Annotated in this window: 24 protein-coding genes; 9 read left to right on the top strand and 15 right to left on the bottom strand. The window is 70.4% G+C overall.

The features are described from left to right. Positions 1-84: 84 nt before the first annotated feature. On the top strand, positions 85-1,182 hold the full coding sequence (locus D892_RS0133685; RefSeq protein ID WP_024806614.1) for a winged helix DNA-binding domain-containing protein: 1,098 nt from the start codon (positions 85-87) through the stop codon (positions 1,180-1,182). On the opposite strand, the gene D892_RS0133690 is transcribed toward D892_RS0133685, so the two are convergent. Further along, positions 1,149-1,325, bottom strand: a complete 177-nt coding sequence (locus D892_RS0133690; protein ID WP_156959800.1) for a hypothetical protein — start codon at positions 1,323-1,325, stop codon at positions 1,149-1,151. The two genes, D892_RS0133685 and D892_RS0133690, sit on opposite strands and share 34 nt — an antisense overlap. A gap of 297 nt (positions 1,326-1,622) precedes the next feature. Here D892_RS0133690 and D892_RS0133695 point away from each other — a divergent pair, with 297 nt between their 5' ends. From D892_RS0133695 to D892_RS0133715, 5 genes are all read left to right on the top strand, one after another. Then, the gene (locus D892_RS0133695; RefSeq protein ID WP_024805467.1) at positions 1,623-2,408 is read left to right on the top strand and encodes an acyl-[acyl-carrier-protein] thioesterase; all 786 of its coding nucleotides are present in this window, start codon (positions 1,623-1,625) and stop codon (positions 2,406-2,408) included. A gap of 63 nt (positions 2,409-2,471) precedes the next feature. Beyond that, positions 2,472-3,515 carry an NAD(P)/FAD-dependent oxidoreductase gene (locus D892_RS0133700; RefSeq protein ID WP_024805468.1) on the top strand — a complete coding sequence of 348 codons (1,044 nt, stop codon included), beginning with the start codon at positions 2,472-2,474 and terminating at the stop codon, positions 3,513-3,515. 287 nt (positions 3,516-3,802) lie between these two features. Continuing rightward, positions 3,803-4,360, top strand: a complete 558-nt coding sequence (locus D892_RS0133705) for a hypothetical protein (protein ID WP_024805469.1) — start codon at positions 3,803-3,805, stop codon at positions 4,358-4,360. A 360-nt stretch (positions 4,361-4,720) separates the two neighbouring features. Beyond that, entirely contained in the window at positions 4,721-5,308 is a 588-nt protein-coding gene (locus tag D892_RS0133710; RefSeq protein ID WP_024805470.1) for a putative immunity protein, read from the top strand. A 4-nt stretch (positions 5,309-5,312) separates the two neighbouring features. Continuing rightward, positions 5,313-5,717, top strand: coding sequence for a hypothetical protein (locus tag D892_RS0133715; protein WP_024805471.1), 405 nt, complete (start codon positions 5,313-5,315; stop codon positions 5,715-5,717). A 102-nt stretch (positions 5,718-5,819) separates the two neighbouring features. Here D892_RS0133715 and D892_RS48910 read toward each other — a convergent pair whose 3' ends face one another. The 14 genes from D892_RS48910 to pyrR all read right to left on the bottom strand — a co-directional run bounded on the left by D892_RS48910 (position 5,820) and on the right by pyrR (position 22,810). Further along, a complete protein-coding gene (locus D892_RS48910) occupies positions 5,820-8,525 on the bottom strand; it encodes a primosomal protein N' (protein WP_232236404.1) in 2,706 nt (901 codons plus the stop codon). 111 nt (positions 8,526-8,636) lie between these two features. Then, positions 8,637-9,851, bottom strand: coding sequence for a methionine adenosyltransferase (gene metK, locus D892_RS0133725; RefSeq protein WP_024805473.1), 1,215 nt, complete (start codon positions 9,849-9,851; stop codon positions 8,637-8,639). A 271-nt stretch (positions 9,852-10,122) separates the two neighbouring features. After that, positions 10,123-11,340, bottom strand: a complete 1,218-nt coding sequence (gene coaBC, locus D892_RS0133730) for a bifunctional phosphopantothenoylcysteine decarboxylase/phosphopantothenate--cysteine ligase CoaBC (RefSeq protein ID WP_024805474.1) — start codon at positions 11,338-11,340, stop codon at positions 10,123-10,125. A gap of 50 nt (positions 11,341-11,390) precedes the next feature. Further along, positions 11,391-11,666 (bottom strand): DNA-directed RNA polymerase subunit omega, encoded by a 276-nt coding sequence (gene rpoZ / locus D892_RS0133735; RefSeq protein ID WP_024805475.1) that lies wholly within the window; start codon positions 11,664-11,666, stop codon positions 11,391-11,393. 66 nt (positions 11,667-11,732) lie between these two features. Continuing rightward, positions 11,733-12,314, bottom strand: a complete 582-nt coding sequence (gmk, locus tag D892_RS0133740) for a guanylate kinase (RefSeq protein ID WP_024805476.1) — start codon at positions 12,312-12,314, stop codon at positions 11,733-11,735. Positions 12,315-12,321: 7 nt separating this feature from the next. Beyond that, positions 12,322-12,639, bottom strand: coding sequence for an integration host factor, actinobacterial type (gene mihF / locus D892_RS0133745; protein ID WP_024805477.1), 318 nt, complete (start codon positions 12,637-12,639; stop codon positions 12,322-12,324). A 645-nt stretch (positions 12,640-13,284) separates the two neighbouring features. Further along, on the bottom strand, positions 13,285-14,109 hold the full coding sequence (gene pyrF / locus D892_RS0133750) for an orotidine-5'-phosphate decarboxylase (protein ID WP_024805478.1): 825 nt from the start codon (positions 14,107-14,109) through the stop codon (positions 13,285-13,287). Next, positions 14,106-14,762, bottom strand: a complete 657-nt coding sequence (locus D892_RS0133755) for a hypothetical protein (RefSeq protein WP_156959801.1) — start codon at positions 14,760-14,762, stop codon at positions 14,106-14,108. Before D892_RS0133755 ends, pyrF begins: the two co-directional genes overlap by 4 nt. 13 nt (positions 14,763-14,775) lie before the next feature. Further along, on the bottom strand, positions 14,776-18,162 hold the full coding sequence (carB, locus tag D892_RS0133760; RefSeq protein WP_024805480.1) for a carbamoyl-phosphate synthase large subunit: 3,387 nt from the start codon (positions 18,160-18,162) through the stop codon (positions 14,776-14,778). Beyond that, positions 18,162-19,313, bottom strand: a complete 1,152-nt coding sequence (gene carA, locus D892_RS0133765; protein ID WP_024805481.1) for a glutamine-hydrolyzing carbamoyl-phosphate synthase small subunit — start codon at positions 19,311-19,313, stop codon at positions 18,162-18,164. Before carA ends, carB begins: the two co-directional genes overlap by 1 nt. Continuing rightward, complete coding sequence (locus D892_RS0133770) at positions 19,310-19,819, bottom strand: hypothetical protein (protein WP_024805482.1); 510 nt, start codon at positions 19,817-19,819, stop codon at positions 19,310-19,312. The genes carA and D892_RS0133770 overlap by 4 nt, the downstream gene beginning before the upstream one ends. After that, the gene (locus tag D892_RS0133775) at positions 19,820-21,133 is read right to left on the bottom strand and encodes a dihydroorotase (protein ID WP_024805483.1); all 1,314 of its coding nucleotides are present in this window, start codon (positions 21,131-21,133) and stop codon (positions 19,820-19,822) included. After that, entirely contained in the window at positions 21,133-22,098 is a 966-nt protein-coding gene (locus tag D892_RS0133780; RefSeq protein ID WP_024805484.1) for an aspartate carbamoyltransferase catalytic subunit, read from the bottom strand. The genes D892_RS0133775 and D892_RS0133780 overlap by 1 nt, the downstream gene beginning before the upstream one ends. 55 nt (positions 22,099-22,153) lie before the next feature. Further along, positions 22,154-22,810, bottom strand: a complete 657-nt coding sequence (pyrR, locus tag D892_RS0133785; RefSeq protein ID WP_024805485.1) for a bifunctional pyr operon transcriptional regulator/uracil phosphoribosyltransferase PyrR — start codon at positions 22,808-22,810, stop codon at positions 22,154-22,156. 261 nt (positions 22,811-23,071) lie between these two features. Here pyrR and D892_RS0133790 point away from each other — a divergent pair, with 261 nt between their 5' ends. From D892_RS0133790 to D892_RS0133800, 3 genes are all read left to right on the top strand, one after another. Further along, a complete protein-coding gene (locus D892_RS0133790; RefSeq protein ID WP_036567663.1) occupies positions 23,072-23,953 on the top strand; it encodes an alpha/beta fold hydrolase in 882 nt (293 codons plus the stop codon). A 71-nt stretch (positions 23,954-24,024) separates the two neighbouring features. Further along, positions 24,025-24,210, top strand: coding sequence for a hypothetical protein (locus D892_RS0133795; protein WP_024805487.1), 186 nt, complete (start codon positions 24,025-24,027; stop codon positions 24,208-24,210). Between the two features lie 125 nt (positions 24,211-24,335). Then, on the top strand, positions 24,336-25,460 hold the full coding sequence (locus D892_RS0133800; protein ID WP_024805488.1) for a Rieske 2Fe-2S domain-containing protein: 1,125 nt from the start codon (positions 24,336-24,338) through the stop codon (positions 25,458-25,460). Positions 25,461-25,477: the final 17 nt, after the last annotated feature.

Consider the following 25,477-nt stretch of genomic DNA (forward strand, 5'->3'; position numbering starts at 1 on the left):
TGCCTTGCCGGAACCGGTCCGGCTGCCACCATCGCGAAAGGAGACGACGATGAGGATGCGTCCACTCGGCCGCCGCGGAACCCGATGGCCGCGCTGAGCACCCGGGCGCTGAACCGCGCGACGCTGGCCCGGCAGTATCTGCTCGACCGCGCCGACGTGCCGGTCCTCGGCGCCGTGGCGCACCTGTGCGGGTTGCAGACCCAGGAACCGCAGGAGCCGTTCGTCGGGCTCTGGTCGCGCGTGCGCGCCTTCGATCCGGCGGTACTGGACGATCTGCTCGTCCGGCGCGACGTGGTGCGAACCCATCTGATGCGTCGCACCATCCACCTCGTCACGGCCGCCGACGCCCTCGCCTGGCGAACCCGCCACGACGCCATGCTGCGCCAGCGGGTGCTGGCGGTCTATCGCCGCGAACTCGACGGCGTGGATCTCGACGAACTCGCGGCGGCGGGCCGGGCGATGCTGGCGGACGGTGAGCCCCGCTCCATGTCCGAGCTGGGCCGCGCGCTCGCCGACCGCTGGCCCGCGGCGGGGCCGCGCGCACTGGGCGAAATGCTGGTCGCAGCCCTGGTCCCGGTGGCGCAGCTGCCGCCGCGCGGGCTCTGGCGCACGAAAGCGGGCGTCCGCTACGCCCCGCTCGCCGCGTGGCTGGGTTCCGAGATCGAGCCGCCCCCTTCGGGTTCCGATCCGGTCGGCGAGGCGCTCGTGCTGCGCTATCTGGCCGCGTTCGGACCCGCGGCCACGGCCGATCTGCGCGCCTGGTCGGGCCTCGCCGGACTGCCGGCGGCCGTGGCGGCGGCGCGCGAGAAGCTGATCGCGTTCCGCGACGAGCGCGGCCGGGAACTGCTCGACCTGCCGGACGCCCCGCGCCCCGACCCCGATACGCCCGCGCCGGTGCGCTTCCTGCCCGCGTTCGACAACGCCGTCCTCGGCTACCACGATCGCGGCCGCATCATCGACGACGCGCATCGCGGCCTGTCGGTCGCGGGCGAGCGCGTCGTGCTCGTCGACGGCCGCGTCGCCGCGACCTGGACCGTCGACGCGGGCGCCGTGGTCGTCACGCCGCTGCACCGCTTCACCCGAGCCGACCGCACGGCCGTCGCCGAGCAGGGACGGGAACTGGCAGCGTTCCTGTCCGGCAACGACAGTCACCGCGTGCGGATCTCGGCGTCGCCCCGGTGAACACCGCCACCGGATGCCGCCGGACAGGCCGTCACCGCCCCGCCGAGTAGCGCGCGGCCACTCGCCAGGCGCAGGACGTGCTGACGCGCCTCCTCCGGTGCGGTCACGGTGATCGCGTTGCCGAACCGGCGAAGCACTCGCACATCCTCGATGCTGTGCGGGGAGACCGCGATGAGCACGCCGGGCTGCCGACATGGTCCGGGCGGACCGCGAGCCCGTAACGATCTACCACGCGCCACCCGGTCCTCGGTCGAGCGCCGGTAGCCGATGCGCAGCCGGCGCAGGTCATGGACCAACGCGGCGGGCGAGACCCGGAGGACCGAGGCCGGGTGCCGATCGGCAATGCCCCACTGACCAGCCCGCCCGGGACAGTGCCGTGTCGAGCGCGGTGCCTGCCAGGCCCGGTCGGTACGCTCGCGCGTGACCTGGAAGGAGCGTTCATGAGCGCCGTCGTGGATCGATCGGCAGATATCGCTTTTCCCTTGCCGCGGTGCCCGGACGAGAGCCGGGCGTTTCACGAACAGTGGCCGGTGCGCCTCGGCGACACCGATGCCGACCAGCGGCTGCGGCTCGACGCCGTGGCGCGGTATCTCCAGGACATCGGATACGACCATCTGAAGGTGGTCGAGGAGGGCGATCTGCACCCGGGGTGGATCGTCCGCCGCACCGTCATCGACGTCCTGCGTCCGATCGAATTCGGCGACCAGGTGCATCTGCGGCGGTGGCCGGCCGCGTTGTCGAACCGCTGGTGCACTATGCGCATCCAGGTGCGCAGCGAGCAGGGCGGCCTGATCGAGACCGAGATGTTCCTGATCCACGTCGACATCGAGGCCGGAACCCCGGCGCGGATGAGCGACCGCTTCATGGCCCCGATGCTGGCGGCGACCACCGAGCACCGGCTGCGCTGGCGGGCCGCGCTGCGGGAACACACCGATGTCACCGCGGAACCGTGGCCGTTTCCCTTGCGCGTCACCGATATCGACCACTACGGGCACGTGAACAACGCCGTGCACTGGGAGGCCGTGGAGGAGGCCCTCGCGCGGTTCCCGGGCGCACAAGCATTGCCCTACCGTGTGGTCCTCGAGCACGCCGGGCCCGTCATGGCCGGTGACGACGTACTCGTCCGGGCCTGGCAGGGCGAGACCGCTCTACACGTGCAACTCGAGGTCGACGGCGGCGCCCGCACATTGGCACGGATCGAGCCGCTGGCCCCCGTGCCGGTCTGAGACCCTCGCCCCGGGGAAATTCGGTTGGCACGCGCCGGCGCCGATGTGACGATCGGAATCGCCATGACGACGACAGCGATTGTGATCGGCGCGGGCCAATCGGGCATCGCGGCCGCATTCGCCCTGCGCGACAACGGGTTCCGCCCCCTCGTTCTCGAAGCCGGTTCCGATACCGCCGGATCGTGGCCGCACTACTACGACAGCCTGAGGCTGTTCACGCCCGCTCATTTCAACGCACTGCCCGGCCGGCCGTTCCCCGGCGACCCGGACCGATATCCGACCCGCGACGAGGTCGCCGCCTACCTGCGGACCTGTGCGGCCGACCTCGGCGACGCCGTCCGAACCGGGCACGGGGTGACTTCCGTGGTCCGGGACGGCTCCGGCTACCGCCTCCGCACCGTCGACGGCGCAGAATTCGTTGCGCCGGTGGTAGTTTCGGCTACCGGCAGTTTCGCCAATCCGCATCGTCCGCACATCCCCGGACTCGCCCGCTACACCGGGCGGGTCATGCACGCCGCCGACTACCGGACACCCGCACAATTGGCCGGACAGCGCGTCGTAGTAGTCGGGTCCGGCAACTCCGCCGTGCAGATCGCCGTCGAACTCGCCGCCGTCGCCGACGTGATCCTGGCCTGCCGCACCCCGATTCGGTACGCGAGCACCGAGCCGATTCCCGCACGCTCCCGTTTCTGGTCCCTGCTGGCGTCGGCGGCGCGGTTGCCCGTCGGGCCGCTGTTCGGCACCGGCACGATCCCCGTGATCGACACCGACGGCTACCGGAACGCGCTGCGCGCCGGACGCCCCGAGGTCCGCGACATGCCCACCGCAGCGGCCGGCACGGTGCTGTGCTGGCCCGACGACCGCCGGGACCACGTGGACACCGTCGTCCTCGCCACCGGATACCGCCCCGCCCTGCCTCACCTGCGCGCCGTGATCACCCTCGACCGCAACGGATTCCCGCGCCACCGGCACGGACTCTCGTCCACCCATCCCGGTCTCGCCTTCGTCGGGCTCGAATACCAGCACACCATCCTGTCGGCCACCCTGCACGGCGTCGGCCGCGACAGCCGTCACGTGGCCCGCCGCCTCGCTCGCCGATACCGTTGAGCCGGAGCACCGGTGACGGCAACCGTCCGCGGACAGGAGTTCGGTAGGGATCGACCGACCGCGTCGGGCACAGCGACCTACTCGGCGGCCCGGAGCAGCGGCCGCTCCCCTGGCTCCGAACGCTTCGCCCGCAGGGTTCGATCGTGTTCACCTGCGGCACCGGCACGGCCCAGGCCGGACCGCTCGGTCGGCCCTCCCGGGGAATGAGAACCCGAGCGGCATCGCTTACGATTCGCGCGCGTGTGATGTGGGCGAGCGGCCCACCGGTTGTTCCGGAGGCTAGAACGATGGTGTTGTGGACGTGGCGGAGCCTGCCGTGGAGTCGCAACCCGCTGATACGGCCGTCCGATCGGGTGCTCGCGGCGATCGCGATGGTCGCGGTGGTGTGTTGCGTGGCCGCGGTGCCGATCGCGGTCGTGGCCGGATCCGCGCGCTACGACGCCGCGGCGCGGCGGTTGCGGACCGAGGAGGCGGCCCGGTCGGTGGTGACGGCGACGGTGGCCGCCGATGCCCGCTACGTCCGCACCGCCCGGCGGGCCGAGGCGGCGGTTCGATGGCGATGGGACGGGCAGGTCCGGAGCACCGCGGCGCGGGTTCCGGCCGCCGCGGTCCGCGGGGACCGGCTCGAGATCTGGGTCGACGACGACGGCGCGCTGACCGACTCGCCGCCCTCGTCCGGCATCGCCGCCTGGCTGGGTATCGGCAGCGCGCTGGCCATCCTGGTGACGGTCTTCCTCGGCGCGGCCGCACTGGTGGAATCGGCGCGGTGGATCGCGTCGCGACGCCGAGATGCCCAGTGGGACATCGCATGGCGGCACATCGCCGAATCCGGCCACGACGAGTGACCTCGTGACACGGGCCGCACAGCGGGAACGGGTGGTCGTGACAGGCACCGACGTTCCGACAAAACTCCGGTCCTGATCGGCGCCCGGGAACCCGGTAGCCGCCCACGCTCCGATATCGGAACCTGGTGGTAGACGATCGGATTCAGCACGGAGGAAGCATCCGGCACGACGTGGTTGTTCGCGGTACCGCCCGCGCCGAGAGCGGCGGCGCGCCGGTACCAGCAGCCGAGCGCTGCGTATTCCGTCGCGGCGGCCCGGATGCCGGTGTCGCCCGGTGGTCCGTATTGAAGCTTTCCCCACTGTCACAGGGCAAGAATGCGCCGAACCCTCAACCGAGTCTTCAACGATAGCGTCGAAGGTATGACAGCTGCCGGCGACAATCCGACGATCGACCTCGACACGGCCGAGCTGCGCGCGATCGCGGCCTACGCCGTGGCCTGTGCCGGGCCCGCCTTGATCGTCTTCGACCGCGCCCGCCCCGGCGATCGGCGGCCGCACGAGGCGATCGAGGCCGCTCGCGCCTTCGCCGAAGGTGCCAGGCGCACCAAGGTGATCCGCGACAGCGCGTGGGCGGCCCAGCGAGCGTTCCACGACACCCGCGATGCGGGGCAGCCCGCCGCCGGCGAGGCCGCCCGGGCCGCCGTCGCCGCGGCGGGCGCGGCATTTCTCCATCCGCTCGCGAAAGCCACCCAGGTCTGGCACATCCTGGGAGCGGCCGCGCACACGGCTCGCGCATTCGAACTCGACGCCGGAGACGACAGCGCCGTCGGCGCCGACCACATCGAAAGGGCCGAAGCGCTGGCCGAACCCACCGTGGTGAGCGTTCTGACGCGATACCCGAACGCGCCCAGCGGTCGCGGCCGTACCGGAGAGCTGTTGCGGACATTGGACGCCACGTTGCGACTCCGGGCCGCCGACCGTTCCACCGGCATCGGATCATCCACCTGATCGGTTGCGCACCAGCACAACTCGGCTGGCGCCGGTCTGCCACTTCACCAGCGCAGGACGCTGCGTCACCGGTCGGGCCGCGCAACGCTACCGGTCGGCCACGCAGCATCACCGGCCGACCACCCAGCATCACCAGCCGACCACCCAGCATCACCAACCGACCACCCAGCATCACCAACCGACCACGCAGCATCACCGGCCGACCACGCAGCATCACCGGCCGACCACCCAGCATCACCAGCCGACCACCCAGCATCACCAGCCGACCACCCAGCATCACCAACCGACCGCGCAGCATCACCGGCCGACCGCGCAGCATCACTGGGCGATCGCGCAGCATCACCGGCCGACCGCGCGGCGGCGCCCGGGGGTGATAGACGGGAGGCCGAGAGAATGCTTGCACGCGTGATCTTTCCCGGCACCGCCGGATACAGCTGTGGCCACCGCTGCGGGAGGTGCGGACGGATCCTTCGTGAAGGCAGACTTCTCGACACGCACCGCCGTGCGCCGGTCAGCCGATGTCGATGGGATCGATCTGCACCCGAAGCGGCGCCGTCGAACGGTGCGTGCTGTAGACGGCTTGCGCGGCGGTGAGCGCACGGGACAGGATCGAGCCCTGCCGGCGGTCCGCCCGCAGGATCATGCGCTCGACCTCGACGGGAGAATCGCCGGACGAGAAGGGTTTTCGGGCGCCGGGCGGGAGCGGCACCGGACCGAGCACTTCGATCCCCTCCGGAAGCTTTGCCTCGCCGAGCAATTCGGCGATCGAGTCCGTGGTCCCGTCGATCGCGGCGAAGCGCACGGCGGGCGGGAACCGGACCTCGCTGCGCTCCTCCAGCTCGAAGACGGCGTGCCCCACCGGATCCCACCGCACCAGCGCCTGCACAGTGGGCACCGACGGCTCGGCCATCACGATCACCTGCCCGCTCGAGCGCACCAGCGCCGCCGCGCACATCCAGCGCCGCAGCGCGTCCTCGGCCGCCCGCAGGTCGGCGCGGCCCAGCAGCGCCCAGCCGTCGAGCAGCAGCGCCACGCCGTAGCCGCCGGGCACCGGCGGTTCGGCGCCGATCGTCGCCACCACCACCTGCGGTTCGTCGGACACCGAATCCAGCACCGCCGCACCGCCGGACCCGCGGATCGGTACGCCGGGAAACGCGCGGCCGAGTTCCTCGGCGGTGCGCGCCGCGCCGATCACCACCGCGCGCAACGCCCGGGACCCGCACGACGCACACCGGAAGACCGGTTCCATCCGGCCGCACCACCGGCAGCTGGGACTGTGCGCTACCTCGCCCGACGAGCCGCGCGACACCGCCACGCCGAGTTCGCGAGACGACGGACGCTGTTCGCCCCTGTACCGGCCTCCCGCGTCGGCAGGGTTCGCGGCGCCGTTCTCCTTCCTCGCCCCCTCCGGTGCGGTACTCATGTCCTTGCCGTTGCGCCGACCCCGATTACGCTGTGCCCCAGTGGAACCCGACGCCGCGCTCTCGTCCGGCAGCGTCAGGGGGCCGTTGCAGTGCCGACACCGCGCGGGGGTCCGGCATTTCGCACAGGCCAGCGCCGGAACGTAACCGCGGCGCGGCACCTGGACCAGCACCGGTTCCCCCGCCGCCAATGCCTTGCGCGCCGCGGTGAACGCGACCGCCGGGATCCGCACGGCGCGCGCGACCGGATCTCGTTCCAGCGCGATATCGCTGTCGCCGGGCGCGCTGATCCGCGGCGCGAACTGCCGCACCACCGCACGGTCGGCGACCAGATCGTGCGCCCAGCCGGATTCGACGACGGCCTGGATCTCCGCGGTCCGGGCGAACCCGCCGGCGACGAACGCCGCGCCCGTCTCGTAGGCCCGCAGCATCGCCACCTCCCGCGCGTGCGGGTACGGCGACCGGGGTTCGCCGTACGTGTCGTCGCCGTCGTCCCAGATCGCGACGAGCCCGAGAGCCTGCACCGGAGCGAAAACCGCACTGCGCGTACCGATCACGACACGGGCCGTCCCGCGTAGCGCCGCCAGCCACCGCCGATAGCGCGCCGCCGGTCCCAGCCCCGCCGCCAGCGCGACCGCCGAATCACCCACCACCTCGGCACACGCCGCCGACAGCCGATCGAGGTCCCGCTGGTCGGGCACGATCAGCACGGCACCGCGACCGCCCCGCACCACCACCGCCGCCAGCTCCGCCAACCGCCGCGCCCAGTCCTCCCCCGGCACCGCCTGCCAAGCCGCCCGCGGCCCCTTCCCTTCCGCCAGCGCACCCAGGAACGACCGCCCGTGCCGGTAGCGCTCCCACTCCGAATCATGCGAAAGGTCAACGGATGCCGCCGGATTCGCATCGACATCGGCATCGGATAGTCCGGACGGGTCCAATCCTCTTACCGCGCAGCGTGCCTCGCGATCAGCCCCCGATTCGGCGCCAGACTGTTCGCCGGTCGGCCGATGATCGTGAGTCTCCGTTCCAGAAGTCCACGAGGCGTGCACGTCACCGGTCGTCGGACCGTCACCAGCGATCTCACCGCCCCGGCCGGTCTCCCGTGCCGCAACCGTCGTCTCGCTCTCATCGCCACGAGCCTGGTCCGACTCCGGCGCCGGAACCGTGGTCTCGATCTCACCGTTACGAGCTTCGTCGGCGTCCGACCCGAGCGCGGTCACTTCGGTCTCGTCTCCGGTGGGCGCCCGCCCCGCCGCTCCGGAGCTGGTGGGTGTCGACTCTCTCCCGGACGGCGACTCTCCCCCAGATGCTGAGGGATTCGTCTCATCGGCAACTGCCTCCGGCCCGCGGCCGGCATCGACCTCGGCCTCGGCACCAACGCCCCCGTTGACAGTCCCTCGATCGGCGGTACCGGAATTCTTCGGCAGCACCGAGCCCTTCGCCTCCCCCGAGTCTTTCGATTCCCCCGAATCCTTCGGCTTCTCCCCCTCCACCTTGGCGTGCCGGGGCGGAATCGCCAGGCGCAGCACGTCGGCGCGGGTCCCGGCATAGCGCGCCGCGACGGCGGTGACCAACCGCAGGATCTCGGGCGTCAGAACGCGCTCACCGGAGACGACGCGCTCCAATTTCATCAATCGCCCGGTGTGATCGGTCTTGTCGAGACGGTCCAGAATGAAGCCGTCGACCAGACGCCCGGAGAAACGCACCCGGACGCGCACACCCGGCTGGGCGAGCGCGTCCAGTTTCGCGGGGACCAGGTAGTCGAAATCCCGGTCCAGATGGGCCGGTTCGAGCATCGGCAGCACGCGCGCAATGGGGCGCACCGACGCGGCCTCGACCCCCGAGGCGGCAGCCCGCGTCCCCGTCGGGGACTCGACGGCTGCCGCTTCGGGCCCGGCCTCGGTCAATTACAGTCCGACGGCGGCGCGCAGCTTGTCGGCGCGGTCGGTCCGCTCCCACGGCAGGTCGACATCGGTGCGACCGAAGTGACCGTAGGCGGCCGTCGGCGCGTAGATCGGACGCAGCAGGTCCAGATCGCGGATGATCGCGCCCGGCCGCAGATCGAACACCTCGGAGATCGCGGCCGAGATCTTGTCCGGATCGACCACCTCGGTGCCGAAGGTCTCCACGAACAGGCCGACCGGGGCCGCCTTGCCGATGGCGTAGGCGACCTGCACCTCGGCTCGCTCGGCGAGTTCCGCGGCGATCACGTTCTTGGCGACCCAGCGCATGGCGTAGGCGGCCGAACGGTCCACCTTCGACGGGTCCTTGCCGGAGAAGGCGCCGCCGCCGTGCCGGGCCATGCCGCCGTAGGTGTCGACGATGATCTTGCGGCCGGTGAGACCCGCGTCGCCCATCGGGCCACCGAGCACGAACTTGCCGGTCGGGTTCACCAGCAGCCGGAACTCGGAGGTGTCCAGCGGGTTCGGCAGCTCCAGCTCGGACAGCACCGCCTCGACGACCTTCTCGCGGATGTCGGGCACCAGCAGGTTGTCCAGATCGATGTCGGCGGCGTGCTGGGTGGAGACGACCACCGTGTCCAGCCGGGCCGGCGTGTCACCGTCGTACTCGATGGTGACCTGCGTCTTGCCGTCGGGACGCAGGTACGGCAGCACGCCGGACTTGCGGACCTCGGTCAGCCGCCGGGACAGGCGGTGCGCCAGCCCGATCGGCAGCGGCATCAGCTCGGGGGTGTCCTTGGTGGCGTAACCGAACATCAGGCCCTGGTCACCCGCGCCCTGCTTTTCGATCTCGTCGTCGGAACCGCCGGTGCGCGCCTCGTGCGAGGTGTCCACGCCCTGCGCGATATCGGGCGACTGAGCGCCGATCGCCACGTTCACACCGCAGGACGCACCGTCGAAACCCTTTGCGGACGAGTCGTATCCGATCTCGAGAATCTTGTCGCGCACGATGCTCGGGATATCGGCGTAGGCCTGGGTGGTGACCTCGCCGGCCACATGCACCTGGCCGGTCGTCACCAAGGTCTCCACCGCAACCCGGCTGGCGGGATCCTGAGCGAGCAGTGCGTCGAGTACGGAATCGCTGATAGCGTCACAGATCTTGTCCGGATGACCCTCGGTCACGGACTCACTCGTGAATAGCCGGCTACCGGACTTGCCCACAGTTCTTCCCTCTTCCTCAACGGGTCTTCGTACCGAGAAGCGACAGTAACGAACTAGCGCTACCGCGCAACCCTTCGACTCAGACTATTCCAAACCACCGACGCGGCACGGTCCCAGCGACTCGCACGGCACTGCCGTGATCAGCAAATGCCGTGGTCGCCACCCGCTACCGCCTCCACAGGGCTCCGTTTTGGCAGTCGGTGCAACTTCACGCGTAGTGCACTCACGCACCGTACGCGTACCTGCATGATAAGCCCAAACCGGATGCGGCTCAGCGCAAGAGCGGTCCGAGCGCGTCCAGCACACGGCTGGCAAGCAACAATTTCGAGCCGTGATCGAGCGACTGTTCGGTGCCGTCGGCTCCCAGCAACCATCCGTCGTTGTTGTCCACCTCGAACGCCTTACCCTCGCCGACGGCGTTGACGACCAGCAGGTCGCAACCCTTCCGCTTGAGCTTGGCGCGGGCGTGGGTGAGCACGTCGCCGTGCTCGTCACCGGTCTCGGCGGCAAATCCGACGATGGCCAGCCCGGGCAGCTGCCCGTCGTGCCGGGCCTGCACCAGACCGGCGAGAATATCGCGATTCTTGGTCAGCTCGATCCGGTCGGGCTCGTTCACCCCCTTCTTGATCTTCGCCGCGGCGACGTCGGTCGGCCGGAAATCGGCCACCGCGGCCGCCATGATCACCGCGTCGGCGCCGGGAGCGTGCTTGTCGACCGCGACGCCGAGCTGCTCGGCCGTCGTGACGTGCACGAGCTCCACGGCCGCGGGCGGTTCCAGGCCGATGGTGTTGCCGGCGACCAGCGTAACCCGGGCGCCGCGCTGGGCCGCCAACCGAGCAAGCGCGAAACCCTGCTTGCCCGAACTGCGATTGCCGAGGAAGCGCACCGGATCCAGCGGCTCGCGGGTACCGCCCGCGGAGACCACCAGGCGGCGCCCCTCCAGATCGCGCGGCATCGCGTCGGCGCGTTCCAGCAGCAGCGAGGCCAGCGCGAAGATCTCCTCCGGCTCGGGCAGCCGGCCCGGTCCGGTATCGGCGCCGGTCAGGCGGCCGGCCGCGGGCTCCATCACGACCGCGCCGTGGCTGCGCAGCATCGCCACGTTCGCCTCGGTCGCCGGATGCTGCCACATCTCGGTGTGCATGGCGGGAGCGAACAACACCGGACATCGGGCCGTCAGCAGCGTCGCGGTGAGCAGATCGTCGGCCCTGCCCATGGCCGAGCGCGCCATCAGGTCGGCCGTCGCCGGGGCGATCACCACCAGGTCGGCCTCCTGCCCGAGGCGCACGTGCGGCACCTCGGGAACATCGGCGAACACCCCGGTGTGCACCGGGTTACCCGACAGTGCCTCGAAGGTCGCCCGGCCGACGAACTGCAGCGCCGACTCGGTGGGAATCACCCGGACGTCGTGCCCGGTCTCGGTGAACTTGCGAACGAGCGAGCAGGCTTTGTAAGCGGCGATTCCGCCGCCCACGCCGACAACGATCCGCATCTGACTCAGCCTCTTCGTCCGGTGGAGGTGGGGCGGCGGTGTCCGCTAACTCATTCGCCTTCGGAGTGTTCCAGCAGGTCGGCGTGGATCTCCCGCATCGCGACCGACAGCGGCTTCTCCTGCAGGCCCGGCTCGACCAGCGGCCCCACGTACTCCAGGATGCCGTCGCCGAGCTGGTTGTAGTAATCGTTGATCTGACGCGCCCGCTTGGCCGCGTAGATGACCAGCGCGTACTTGGACGACGTGCGCTCGAGCAGCTCGTCGATCGGGGGATTGGTCAGGCCCACCGGGGTGTCGTACGCGGGCATGGTCTTGGTGTCGCTCACTAGGGAGGCTCCTGCGAGGTCGTGGTGGACATCCGGATGCGAGATTCGGGGGCGAATTCGCCGCCCTCATCTCGAATTTGTGCTAACGAACAACGATACCAACTGCTCACAGGCGTTGTTCAGATCGTCGTTCACGATCACGGTGTCGAACTCGTCACACGCCGCGAGTTCGATCCTGGCGGTTTGCAGCCGCCGCTCGATGACCTCCGCCGATTCGGTGCCCCGGGCGGTCAGCCGGGCCACCAGCTCGTCCCAGCTCGGCGGCGCCAGGAAGACCAGCAGGGCCTCCGGCACGGCCGCACGAATCTGCCGGGCTCCGGCCAGATCCACCTCCACGAGTACGGGCTTGCCGGCGGCCAGCGCCGCCCGTACGGGTACGGCCGGGGTTCCCGACCGCTGCAGGCCGCCGTGGATGTCGGCCCATTCGAGTAGATCCCCCTCGTCGATCATGGCGTCGAACGCCGCCCTGGTCACGAATAGGTAATCGCGGCCGTCGACCTCCCCGGGCCGCGGGGCCCGGGTGGTGGCCGACACACTGAAAACCAGGTCGGGCAGCCGCTCGCGGACGCACCGGACCACAGTGGATTTGCCGACGGCCGAGGGGCCGACCAGTACGACCAGCCGACCCTTCTGCGTGTGCTCGACCACCCTCGGATCAGGCTTGGTCGAACTTCGCCAGCAGCGCCTTGCGCTGGCGGTCGCCCAGGCCCCGCAGCCGACGGGTCGGCGCGATCTCCAGCTCGCTCATGATCTCCGCCGCCTTGACCTTGCCGACCTTGGGCAGGGCCTCCAGCAGGGCAGAGACCTTCATCTTGCCGAGCACCTCGTCCGTATCGGCGTCCTTCAGGACCGTCTTCAGGTCGGTGCCGCCGCGCTTCAAACGCTCCTTGAGCTCTGCCCGAGCGCGGCGAGCGGCAGCCGCCTTCTCCAGAGCAGCCTTACGCTGCTCGTCAGTCAGCTGGGGAAGGGCCACGGTTCCTCCGTCTCATCGTTCATTGCTTAATCTCCCACCGGTAACCCGGCGGTCTGTGCGACCGTACCCACGCAACGTGCCGATTGCGAACCCACCCCCCAGGTCAGCGCGGGATTCGGGCGGGACACCGGCGGCGCGGGTGCCGCATCGCGCTCGCTCGAGCCGGTTGCGGAAATCCTACCGCCGAAATCCCCATCGGCCGCGTGGCCTGCGGTTTTCCGGTGCGCTACAAGGCAAATGACCGATTCGCCGCCGGACCGGAGGCGTTGTAATCCGGTCGTTATCCAGCGACCTGGACTTTTCTCGATTTCTCGGCGTGTCGCGCATTTTCGGCCCTGCGTGTCGCGTTTTCCGTCGACTGATAGCGGCCACGGCCGCCGCAGTGGGAGCAACGCACAGGGGCACCGATCGGCCACCCGGAAGGCCCGCTGACAGCGGAAAACACAGGGGTGTAGTTCCGGGACGGCCGGGACCGTCCGGGTCGCGCAGCGGGCCGAAAACACCGAACGGACCGGTCTCGTTCATCCATTCGGACCGCGACCGAGGACGGACCCGACCGACCGGTGCGGCACGAGCCCGCGTTCGGCTCCACAGGAGGGCGGTTCGGTTCCGCGAGAAGGCGGTTCGGTTCCGCAAGTGCGAGGTTCAGTTCTGCAGGAACGCGAAGGCGTCGGCGAATTCCTCGGCCCGCGAACGCAATACGTCCGCCGACGGCCCCGCACCGAGCACCTCGCGGGACACCGACGGCACGACCGCGGCGAGGCTCTCGGCCGGAACGAGCCCGCGCACCGATTCCGGGCCACCGCCCTGCGCGCCCACGCCGGGCATCAGGATGGGTCCGTTGAGCCGACCGACGTCCGGCGCCTCGGCGAGGGTGGCGCCGACGACCACGCCCACCGAACCGAATTCGGCGCCGGCGTTGCGCGCCGCCGCGTCGTCGACCACGGTCTGCGCCACCGACCGTCCGTCCGCGGTCGTGCCCCGCTGTAGTTGCGCGCCTTCCGGATTCGAGGTGGCGGCGAGCACGAACACGCCGCCGCCGCTGTCGGCCGCCAGATCCAATGCCGGTGCGAGCGAACCGAATCCGAGGTACGGCGACACCGTCACCGCATCGCTGCCGAGCGGGCCGTCACCGAGCCACGCCGCGGCGTAGGCGGCCATCGTGGAGCCGATGTCGCCGCGCTTGGCGTCGGCGAGCACCAGGGTGCCCGACTCCCGCAGCGCGGCGATGGTGTCCTCGAGAACCATGAATCCGCCGGAGCCGTAGGGCTCGAAGAATGCGACCTGCGGCTTGACCAGGGCGACCCGGCCGGCGAAGGCGTCGACGCAGGTGTCGGCGAATCGCTTCAGGCCGTCGATGTCCGCCGCGAGACCCCAGGCGCGCAACAGCTGCGGATGCGGATCGATGCCGAGGCATACCGGGCCGTGCTGCCGCATCGCCTGCCGCAGCCGGGCACCGAACGGCGTCATCGAGGAAGCGCGGCGAGCCGCGGGTCCGGTTCTGCGGCGAGACGGCCCTCCGGGCCGGTGGCGAGTCGGCCCTGCGGGTCGGTGGCGAGCTGCCCCTCCGGGTCGGTGACGAGGTGCTCCTCCGGGGCGGTGACGAGCTGCCCCTCCGGGTCGGTGACGAGCTGCCCCTCCTGGGCGGTGACGAGGTGACCCTCCGGGTCGGTGACGAGTCCGAGATCGGGGTCGGCGGCCGCCGCTACATCGGCGGCGTCGAGCCGCGCGTCGAGGTCCCCCGCGAGCCCCACCGCGGCGGATAGGTCCGCGGCCGAGGCCGATCGCGACTCGGACGCGGCGCCCGATTGCTGCTCCGGGCCCGTGGCGGTGCCGGCCAGCTCACGATGCGCTGCCGCCAGCTCACGATCGATCGCTGCGAGCTCGCGATCGATGGCGCTCGCCACATCTCCCGGCACCGAATCCGCCTCGGCCGGAGCCGGTTCGCGATCGATGGGCGGAATGGTGCGGAAACCGACGGCGCTGTAGCCGCCGACCTTCCGCATCGCCCGGATGTCTCCGCCGCCGGGTGCCGCCACGTCGCCACTTCCGATCAGCCGACGCCGGCGTTGCCGCCCGGCACCCACCGGCCGAGCGCCCGCGCCAATACCGATGGATCCCACCGCTGTCTCCTTCTCAGCCACGCAGCACCGCGTGCAACTCCTGCAGGGAGCGCACCCCGATACCGCCGTTGATCGTTGCTTCGATGCCCTGCACGGCCGCGGCCGCGCCCTGAACCGTCGTGATACACGGAATACTGGCCCCCACTGCGGCGCTGCGGATCTCGTAGCCGTCCACGCGCGGTCCCGAATTGCCGTAGGGGGTATTGAACACGATGTCGATCTCACCATCCTTGATCTGATCGACGATCGACGGGCCGGGGATTCCGGCCGAGCCCGCATCGTCCGCCGCCGGCTCCGGGTCCGAGTGCTTGCGGACGCGTTCGCACGGAATCCCGTTGCGCCGCAGCATTTCCGCGGTGCCCTCGGTGGCGAGAATCCGGAAGCCCAGATCGTGCAGCCGCTTCACCGGGAACACCATCGCCCGCTTGTCGCGGTTGGCGATGGAGACGAACACGGTGCCCGAGGTGGGCAGCGACCCGTAGGCGGCGGTCTGGCTCTTGGCGAAGGCCGTGCCGAAGTCGGCGTCGATGCCCATCACCTCGCCGGTGGACTTCATCTCCGGCGACAGCAGCGAGTCGATGCCGGTGCCGTCCGGGCGGCGGAACCGGTGGAACGGCAGCACCGCCTCCTTCACCGCGACGGGCGCGTCCAGCGGTGCGTGGCCGCCGTCGCCCTCGGCGGGCAGCAGGCCCTCCTTGCGCAACCCGGAGATGGTGGCGCCGAGCATGATTCGCGCCGCGGCCTTCGCCAGCGGCGCCGCCGTGGCCTTCGACACGAACGGAACCGTCCGGCTGGCACGGGGATTGGCCTCGAGCACGTAGAGCACGTCGTCCTTCAGCGCGTACTGCACGTTCAGCAGCCCGCGCACGCCGATCCCCTTGGCCAGTGCCGCGGTGGAGCGGCGCACGGCCTCGATATCGCTGCGGCCCAACGTGATCGGGGGCAGCGCGCAGGCCGAGTCGCCGGAGTGGATACCGGCCTCCTCGATATGTTCCATCACGCCGCCCAGGTAGACCTCGTCGCCGTCGCACAGCGCGTCGACGTCGATCTCGATGGCGTCCTCCAGGAAGCGGTCCACCAGCACCGGATGTTCCGGGCTCAGCTCGGTGGCGCGGGAGATGTAGCCCTCCAGGGAGTTCTCGTCGTAGACGATCTCCATGCCGCGGCCGCCGAGCACGTAGGACGGGCGGACGAGGACCGGGTAACCGATATCGGCGGCGATCTTCTTCGCCTGCTCGAAGGTGGTGGCGGTGCCGTACTTGGGTGCGGGCAGTCCGGCCGCGACCAGCACGTCGCCGAACTCGCCGCGATCCTCGGCCAGGTCGATGGCCGCCGCGGAGGTGCCGACCACCGGGACCCCGGCCGCGGTGAGCCGCTGCGCCAGGCCCAACGGGGTCTGGCCGCCCAGCTGCACGATCACGCCCGCCACCGTGCCGGACGCGCTTTCGGCGTGGTAGACCTCGAGCACGTCCTCGAAGGTCAGCGGCTCGAAGTAGAGGCGGTCGGCGGTGTCGTAGTCGGTCGACACGGTCTCCGGGTTGCAGTTGACCATCACCGTCTCGTACCCGGCCTCCGACAGCGTCTGCGCCGCGTGCACACACGAATAGTCGAATTCGATGCCCTGGCCGATGCGGTTCGGACCGGAGCCGAGGATGATCACCTTCGACCGCTCGCGCTGCGGGGCCACCTCCGACTCCGCGCCCGGATCGAGCTCGTAGCCGGAGTAGTGGTATGGGGTCTTGGCCTCGAATTCGGCGGCGCAGGTGTCTACGGTCTTGTACACCGGGCGGACACCGAGCCGGTGCCGCAGCTCGCGCACGCCGTTCTCGCCGGCCAGCTCCGGCCGCAGCTCGGCGAGCTGGCGGTCGGACAGGCCGTAGTGCTTGGCCCGCCGCAGCAGCGCTTCGTCCAGCACCGGCGCGGCGAGGATCTCGGCGCGCAGCTCGACGAGCCCGGCGATCTCGGCGACGAACCACGGGTCGACACCCGACGCCTCCGCTACCTCCTCGACGCTCGCGCCCAGCCGCAGCGCCCGCTCCACCTGGTAGATGCGACCCTCCGTCGGCACCCGCAGATCGTCGAGAATCGCGGAAACGGCAGCGGCGATCGCCTGCGGGTCACCCTCGTCGGAGGGCGCCCATCTTCCGTCGCCTCGCGTCCAGAAGCCGGTCGCCGAGGTCTCCAGCGAGCGCAGCACCTTGCCCAGCGCCTCGGTGAAGTTGCGGCCCAGGCTCATCGCCTCGCCCACCGACTTCATCGTGGTGGTCAGCGTCGGGTCGGCGCCCGGGAACTTCTCGAACGCGAACCGCGGCGCCTTGACCACCACGTAGTCCAGGGTGGGCTCGAAGCAGGCCGGGGTCTCCTTGGTGATGTCGTTGACGATCTCGTCCAGGGAGTAGCCGATCGCGAGCTTGGCGGCGATCTTGGCGATCGGGAAACCCGTCGCCTTGGACGCCAGCGCGGAAGAGCGCGACACGCGCGGGTTCATCTCGATCACGACCAGCCGGCCGTCGCGCGGGTCGACCGCGAACTGGATGTTGCAGCCGCCCGTGTCCACGCCGACCTCGCGCAGCACGGCGATGCCCAGATCGCGCATCCGCTGGTACTCCCGGTCGGTCAAGGTCATCGCGGGGGCGACGGTCATCGAATCGCCGGTGTGCACGCCCATCGGGTCGACGTTCTCGATCGAGCACACCACGACCACGTTGTCGCGGCCGTCGCGCATCAGCTCGAGCTCGAATTCCTTCCAGCCCAGGATGGATTCCTCGATGAGCACGTTGGCCGTCGGCGACGCGGCCAGCCCGCCGCCGGCGATGCGGTCGAGGTCGGCGTCGTCGTAGGCCATGCCCGAACCCAGCCCGCCCATCGTGAACGACGGCCGCACGACCACCGGGAAGCCCAGTTCCGCAACGGTTTCGTGGACCTCGTCCATGGTGTAGCAGACCTTGGAGCGGGCCGATTCGCCGCCGACCTCGGCAACGATGTCCTTGAACTTCTGCCGGTCCTCGCCGCGCTGGATGGCGTCGAAGTCGGCGCCGATCAGTTCCACGCCGTACTTCTCCAGCACGCCGCCGTCGTGCAGCGCGACGGCGGTATTGAGGGCGGTCTGACCGCCCAGCGTGGCGAGCAGGGCATCGACCGGCGTCCCGTTCGCCTGCTCGCGCGCCAGCACCTTCTCGACGAACTCCGCCGTGATCGGCTCCACGTAGGTGGAGTCGGCGAACTCCGGATCGGTCATGATCGTGGCCGGATTGGAATTCACCAGCGACACCCGCATGCCCTCGGCGCGCAGCACCCGGCACGCCTGGGTGCCGGAGTAGTCGAATTCGCAGGCCTGGCCGATCACGATCGGGCCCGAGCCGATCACCAGGATGTGGTGTAGATCCTCGCGACGTGGCATCAGGCTTTCTCCTCCATCAGGCCGGCAAAGCGGTCGAACAAGTAGGCGGCATCGTGCGGACCCGCCGCGGCCTCCGGGTGGTACTGCACGGAGAACGCTTTGATGGTCTTGCCGTCGACCAGCTGCACGCCCTCGACCGTGCCGTCGTTCGCGCAGGTGTGGCTGACCTCCGCGGTGCCGAACGGCGTGTCGAAGCGCTGCCCGGCCTCGCCCTCCAGCGCGAACCCGTGGTTCTGGGCGGTGATCGAGATCTGCCCGGTGGTGTGATCGACGACCGGCACGTTGATCCCGCGGTGCCCGAACTTCATCTTGTAGGTGCCCAGACCCAGTGCGCGGCCGAGGATCTGGTTGCCGAAGCAGATCCCGAACAGCGGGATCCCCTCGCCCAGAACAGATTTCGTGAGGCTCACGGCGTCGTCCTGAGTGGCCGGATCGCCGGGGCCGTTGGAGAGGAACACCCCGTCGGGCCTCAGTTCCTTGATCCGGTCGAGCGTGACGCTCTCGGGCACCACGTGCACCCGGATACCCCGCTGAGCGAACATCCGCGGGGTGTTGGTCTTGATGCCGAGGTCGACCGCGACCACGGTGAACCGGTGCTCGCCCTCGGGTTCGAGCGTGTAGACGTCGTCGGTGCTCACCTCGCCCGCCAGGTTCGCGCCCAGCATCGACGGCTGGCCGTTCACCCGCGCCAGCAGCTCCTCGACCGGCGCGGCGGCCGGCTCGCCGGAGAAGATTCCCGCCTTCATCGAGCCCCGGGTGCGCAGGTGGCGGACCAGCGCGCGGGTGTCGATGCCCGCGATGCCGACCACGCCGCGCCGCTCCAGCGCGTCCTGCAGCGTGGTGGTGGCCCGCCAGTTCGACGCCCGGCGCGCGGGGTCGCGCACCGCGTACCCGGCCACCCAGATCTTCCCGGACTCGTCGTCCTCGTCGTTCCACCCGGTGTTGCCGATCTGCGGGGCCGTGGCCACCACGATCTGCCGGTGATAGCTCGGGTCGGTCAGGGTTTCCTGGTAGCCCGTCATCGCGGTGCAGAACACCGCCTCACCCAGCGTCTCCCCCGCGGCGCCGAACGACGAGCCGCGGAATACCCGGCCGTCCTCCAGCACCATCACGGCGCTTCCGCTCGCGAGCCCGCCCTGGCCGCTGCTCATGTTTCGTCGTCTCCCGTCGTCGTGCCGGCCGGTCCCGCCGTCCAGGCCGGATACACCGTCTTGTCGTCGCCGCGGAATCCGGTGTCCACCTCGGTCCCGGTCGGCAACGTCCAGCGAATTACCAGCACACCATCTTCCGTCATCACCTTGCCCGCGTGCCCGCGCTCGGTGCGCACCACCGAGATGGACTCCTGCGGAATCCAGATCGCCGCCGACCCCTGACGTTCGAGCAGGATGCCGCGCTCGAACCGGGTGAGTTCCGCGGTGGCCCGGAAACCCAGGTCGCCCACCGTGATCCGCTGAATCCAGCTGGGCGCCAGCGTGCTGCCCAGGTAGAGCCCGCTGGTGGGTTCCAGCAGCTGCGCGCCCAGGTCCGCGGGCACCGGCGGCAGCTCCCCGATCGAGGACGCCTGCCGGCGCGCCCGCTTCCGCCAGGCCCGGTACATCAGCCACAGGCACAGCAGGAACAGCACGAACAGCGCCAGCACCCACAGTGTTCGCTCCATCTACGCTCTCCCCACCTGCCGGGCCGAGAACCCGTCGATCACCGAGCCGTCGCGGACGGTCGCCCGTCCGCGCAGGAACGTCGCCGTCACCCGCGCGGGCAGGGCCATCGCCTCGTACGGCGTGTTGTTCGCGATGCTCGCGAGCTCCCTCGCCCGCACCGTCCACGACGCGTCCGGGTCGACCAGCACCAGATTCGCCGGCTCGCCGACCGCCAGCGGCCGGCCCTGATCGTCGAGCCCGGCGATCCGGGCCGGATGCTCGCTCATCACCCGCGCGACCCCGCGCCAGTCCAGCAGCCCGGACTCGACCATCGTCCGCACCACGATCGACAGCGCCGTCTGCAGGCCGAGCATTCCGGGCCGGGCCGCGGCGAACTCGCAGCACTTCTCCTGCTCGGCGTGCGGCGCGTGATCGGTTGCCACGCAGTCGATCACACCGTCGGCCAGCGCACGGCGCAGCGCGACCGCGTCGGATGCCTCGCGCAGCGGCGGGTTCACCCGGTTCACCGCGTCGTAGGTCTCCAGCCGCGAATCGTCCAGCAGCAGGTGGTGCGGCGTGACCTCGGCGGTGACCGAAATCCCCTGCCCCTTGGCCCATTTCAGCAACTCGACGGTGCCCGCCGTGGAGGCGTGGCAGATGTGCACGCGCGCACCGGCATCGCGGGCCAGCAGCGCGTCGCGGGCGACGATCGACTCCTCCGCTGCGCGCGGCCAGCCCGACAGCCCGAGCCGGGCCGCGGTCGGGCCCTCGTGCGCGACGGCGCCCTCGGTCAGGCGCGGCTCCTCCGCGTGCTGGGCGATCAGCACGCCGAGCGAGCGGGAGTATTCCAGCGCGCGGCGCATGATCAGCGGATCGTCGACGCAGTGGCCGTCGTCGGAGAACATCCGCACCCCGGCCTCGCCCGCGGCCATGGTCCCCATCTCGGCCAGCTGCTTACCCGCCAGGCCGACGGTGACCGCACCGACCGGGTACACGTCGACCAGGCCGACCTCCTGGCCGCGCCGCCACACGTGGTCGGTGACCACGGCGGTGTCGGCGACCGGATCGGTGTTGGCCATCGCGAACACGGCGGTGAATCCGCCGAGAGCCGCTGCGGCCGAACCGCTTTCGATGGTCTCGGTGTCTTCGCGGCCGGGCTCGCGCAGGTGCGTGTGCAGATCGACGAAGCCGGGCAGCAGGATCTGCCCCGACCCGTCGACGGTCTCGGCGTCGACGATGCCCAGATCCGTTCCGATCTCCCGGATCTCACCGTCGGCCAGCAGCACGTCGACCGGGTCGCCCGCGCCGTACAGCCGGACGTTCTTGATCAGCATCAGTTCACCGCCTCCCCGGCTCCGATCAGCAGGCGGAACAGCACCGCCATCCGCATGTGCACGCCGTTGGTCACCTGTTGCAGCACAGCGGCTTTCGGCGAGTCGGCCACCGACGCCGCGATCTCCATGCCGCGCAGCATCGGCCCCGGATGCAGCACCACCGCGTGCTCGTCCAGCAACGCCATCCGCCGCTCGTTCAGCCCGTAGTGGACCGAGTACTCACGCGCGGACGGGAAGAACCCGCCGTTCATCCGTTCGGCCTGCACGCGCAGCATCATCACCGCATCGGCGCCGGGCAACTCGGCATCCAGCGAGTGCGACACCCGCACCGGCCAGCCGTCCACGCCGACCGGAACCAGCGTGCGCGGCGCCACCAGCACCACCTCGGCGCCGAGGATGTGCAGCAGGAACGCATTCGAGCGCGCGACCCGGCTGTGCAGGATGTCACCCACGATCACCACCCGCTTGCCGTCCAGCGTACCGAGCCGTTGCCGCAACGTCAGGGCATCCAGCAGGGCCTGCGTCGGATGTTCGTGCATACCGTCGCCGGCGTTGATCACCGCCGGGCCGGTGCCCGCGAAACCCGCTGCGCCGGTGCCCATTTCACCGAACCAGCGGGCGATCTGGTGGGCCGCGCCGGAGGCCGGGTGCCGCACGATCAGCGCGTCCGCGCCGGCGGCGTGCAGGGTCAGCGCGGTGTCGCGCAGCGATTCGCCCTTCGACACCGACGAGCTCGACGCGCTCACGTTGATCACATCGGCGCTCATCCACTTGCCGGCCACCTCGAACGACACCCGAGTGCGGGTGGAGTTCTCGAAGAACACCGTCATCACGGTGCGGCCGCGCAGCGTCGGCAGCTTGCGCACCTCGCGGCCGAGCAGCGCCTGTTCGAAGCGCTCCGCGTCGTCCAGCAGTTCGGTCGCCGCGGCGCGATCCAGGTCGGTGACCGACAGCAGATGCCTCACGCGGCCACCCCGCCCTCGCCGCATGCCGCCACCCGGGCGGCCGCGCCCCGCCTGCTCACTGCTCGTCTCCCTGATGCAGGTACACGCCGTCGCGGCCGTCGTGTTCGGTCAACAGCACGGAGATGTCCTCACTGCGGGAGGTGGGCACGTTCTTGCCGACATAATCGGCCCGGATGGGCAGTTCGCGGTGGCCGCGGTCGATCAGCACCGCCAGCTGAACCGCGCGCGGGCGGCCGAGATCGCGCAGGCCGTCCAGCGCCGACCGCACGCTGCGGCCGGAGAACAGCACGTCGTCGACCAGCACCACCAGCGCGTCCTCGATGCCGCCCTCGGGCACCGAGGTGCGCTCCAGCGGCCGGTGCGGCCGGTTGCGCAGATCGTCCCGGTACAGCGTGATGTCCAGCGAGCCCACGGCCGGGCGCACACCCGCGAACTCCTCGACCCGCTCGGCCAGCCGGACCGCGAGAGTCGTTCCGCGAGTGGGGATTCCGATCAATACCACACGCGGTGCGGCCGGATCGCCGGAGTCGAGTGCGGTCTTCTCGATGATCTGGTGCGCCATCCGCGCGATGGTCCGGCCGACGTCGCGGGCCGACAGCAGTTCGCGCCCGGCCCGAACCCATTCGGGATCGTGCCGCTGCGAATATTCGGCAGCGCTCGACCTGGCCGTACCGCCTTCGGGCCCGACCCGGCCACCGCGGTCTTCGGACACAGCCACGCCGACCTCCTTCCCCGCCTCGCCGGACGGTCCGTTAAAGGATGTCTTTCGAGCGCCGAGCCTAGCAGCGCGCCCGCAAACGCCCGGCATCGGGGGTCGGGCTGTGAGCGCCGCCACCTGCACGGATACCTACGCGCCGCGCCGCCGGCGGAGGCCACCGCGCCCGCCGCGCGCCGAGCACCGAAAATATGCCTCCCGGCGGCCGGAATGCGAACAATCGTTCATACGGCGTATATCGAAACTGGAACGTGTGTCATGCTCGTTGTCGTGAGCAACGAAGCCGACTTCTCCGAACCGCGCCGACTCACCTTCCGCGGCCAGGGTGGCATCCGGCTCGCCGGCGAGAGCTGGGGCCCCGACGACGGCCCGCTCGCGGTGTTCCTGCACGGCGGCGGGCAGACCCGGCACTCCTGGAAGGACTCCGGCGCCGCACTGGCGAAGGTCGGGTTGCGCGCGATCCTGCTGGACGCGCGGGGGCACGGCGAGAGCGACTGGGCCGCGGACGGCGACTACACCCGCGAGGCCATGACCGCCGACCTGCTCGGCATCCTCGCCGAACTCGGCCGGCCCACGATCCTGGTCGGCGCCAGCATGGGCGGCCTGACCAGCCTGCTGGCGACCGCTCGGCCCGGGCACGAACTGGTCGCGGGTCTCGTACTCGTCGACGTGGTACCGCGGCCGGAGCACAAGGGCGTGGCGCGCGTATTGAAGTTCCTGGGCGGCCACCCCGAAGGCTTCGCGACCCTCGACGAAGCGGCCGACGCGGTCGCCGAGTACCTGCCGCACCGCACCCGGCCGCGCACGACCGACGGACTGCGCCGCAACCTGCGGCAGCGCGCCGACGGCCGCTGGTACTGGCACTGGGATCCGGCGATGATGTCCGGCCGCGGCGAGGATATCGAATTGCACACCGCGGTGCTGGAGGAGGCCGCGCGGCAGCTGACGATCCCCACGCTGCTGGTGCGCGGGCGGCTGTCGGACGTCGTCAGCGAGCAGGGAGTGGCCGAGTTCCGGCAGCTGGTCCCCCATCTCGAGTACGTCGAGATCCGCGGTGCCGCCCATACCGCCGCGAGCGACGTCAACGACGCGTTCTCCGATGCCGTCGTCGATTTCGTGCGCGCCCATCTGCCCTCCTGACGATCCCGCCGTACCCGGATGCCGTCTACTACCGGGCCGATCCGGACCGCATCGGCTCCTCGGCCAGACTGTTGCGGACCTTCTTCTACTTCGGCGCCATCGGTTCGGCGGCCGTCGGCGGCACCTTCCTGTCGGACGGTACGGGCGCGACCGGACTACACCACCTGGCCCTGTTCATGCTCGTCGCCGCCGCGCTGTTCCTGGTGCTCACCGTCACCGACCGCTCGCTGAGCCGGACGGCGGCACGCGGCGCGTGACCGGCGGGGGCGGGCCGGACTCCGGCTCGGCCGGACTATGAACTGCGCCAGGTGTTGTCGCATTTGCTCGCACGCGTTTCGGTTTCCCATCGACTAATTAAGCAATATCGCTTAATCTCGAGGCCATGACCGCAGACGTGGACGTCCGTCAGATCGACGTCGGACCCGATCCCACCCGGTATGCGCGCGGGTGGCATTGCCTGGGGCTCGCGGACGCGTTCCGCGACGGCCGGCCGCACGCGGTCGAGGCGTTCGGCACCAAGCTCGTCGTCTGGGCCGACGGCGGCGGCGCACTGCGGGTGCTCGACGCCTACTGCCGGCACATGGGTGCCGATCTGTCGCGGGGCAGCGTCCGGGGGGACGCCCTGGCCTGTCCGTTCCACGACTGGCGGTGGGGAGGAGACGGCAGGTGCACACTGGTGCCGTACGCCCGGCGGACACCGAAACTGGCGCGCACCCGCGCGTGGATCACCGCCGAGGAGAATTTGCAGCTGTTCGTCTGGAACGATCCGGAAGGCAACCCGCCCCCGCCGGAGGTGGCGATCCCGCACATCGAGGGGATCGGCACCGACCGATGGAGTTCCTGGACGTGGGATTCGGTACTCATCGAGGGGTCGCACTGCCGGGAGATCATCGACAACAACGTCGATATGGCGCACTTCTTCTATATCCACGGCGCCTACCCCGTCTACTTCAAGAACGTCCTGGACGGGCACGTCGCGACGCAGTTCATGCATTCCGAACCGCGCCCGGACATCCAGAAGGTCGACGACGCGCTGCTGCGCTCCGAGGCGTCCTACTACGGGCCGGCCTACATGATCAATTACCTGCACAACGACTTCGCCGGGACGACGATCGAGGTCGTGCTGATCAACTGCCACTATCCCGTGACGCACGATTCGTTCGTCCTGCAATGGGGTGTCAGCGTGCAGAGCATCCCGGGCATGGCTCCGGAGGCCGCCGAGAAGCTCGCGGCGGCCTTCTCCCGTAATTTCGCCACCGGCTTCCTCCAGGACGTCGAGGTCTGGAAGAACAAGACCCGCATCGACAATCCACTGCTCACCGCCGAGGACGGTCCGGTGTATCAGCAACGGCGCTGGTACGAGCAGTTCTACGTCGACGTCGCCGACGTCACCCCCGAGATGACGGCGCGGTTCGAATGCGAGGTCGATACCCGCCACGCGCACGGCGAATGGGCCAAGGAGGTCGCCGCGAATCTCGCACGGGCCGAACGGGTCACGAGCGACTGAGTTCCGGCTCCGCGCCC

The sequence above is a fragment of the Nocardia sp. BMG51109 genome (assembly GCF_000526215.1).
In the GTDB taxonomy this organism is placed as follows: Bacteria; Actinomycetota; Actinomycetes; order Mycobacteriales; family Mycobacteriaceae; genus Nocardia.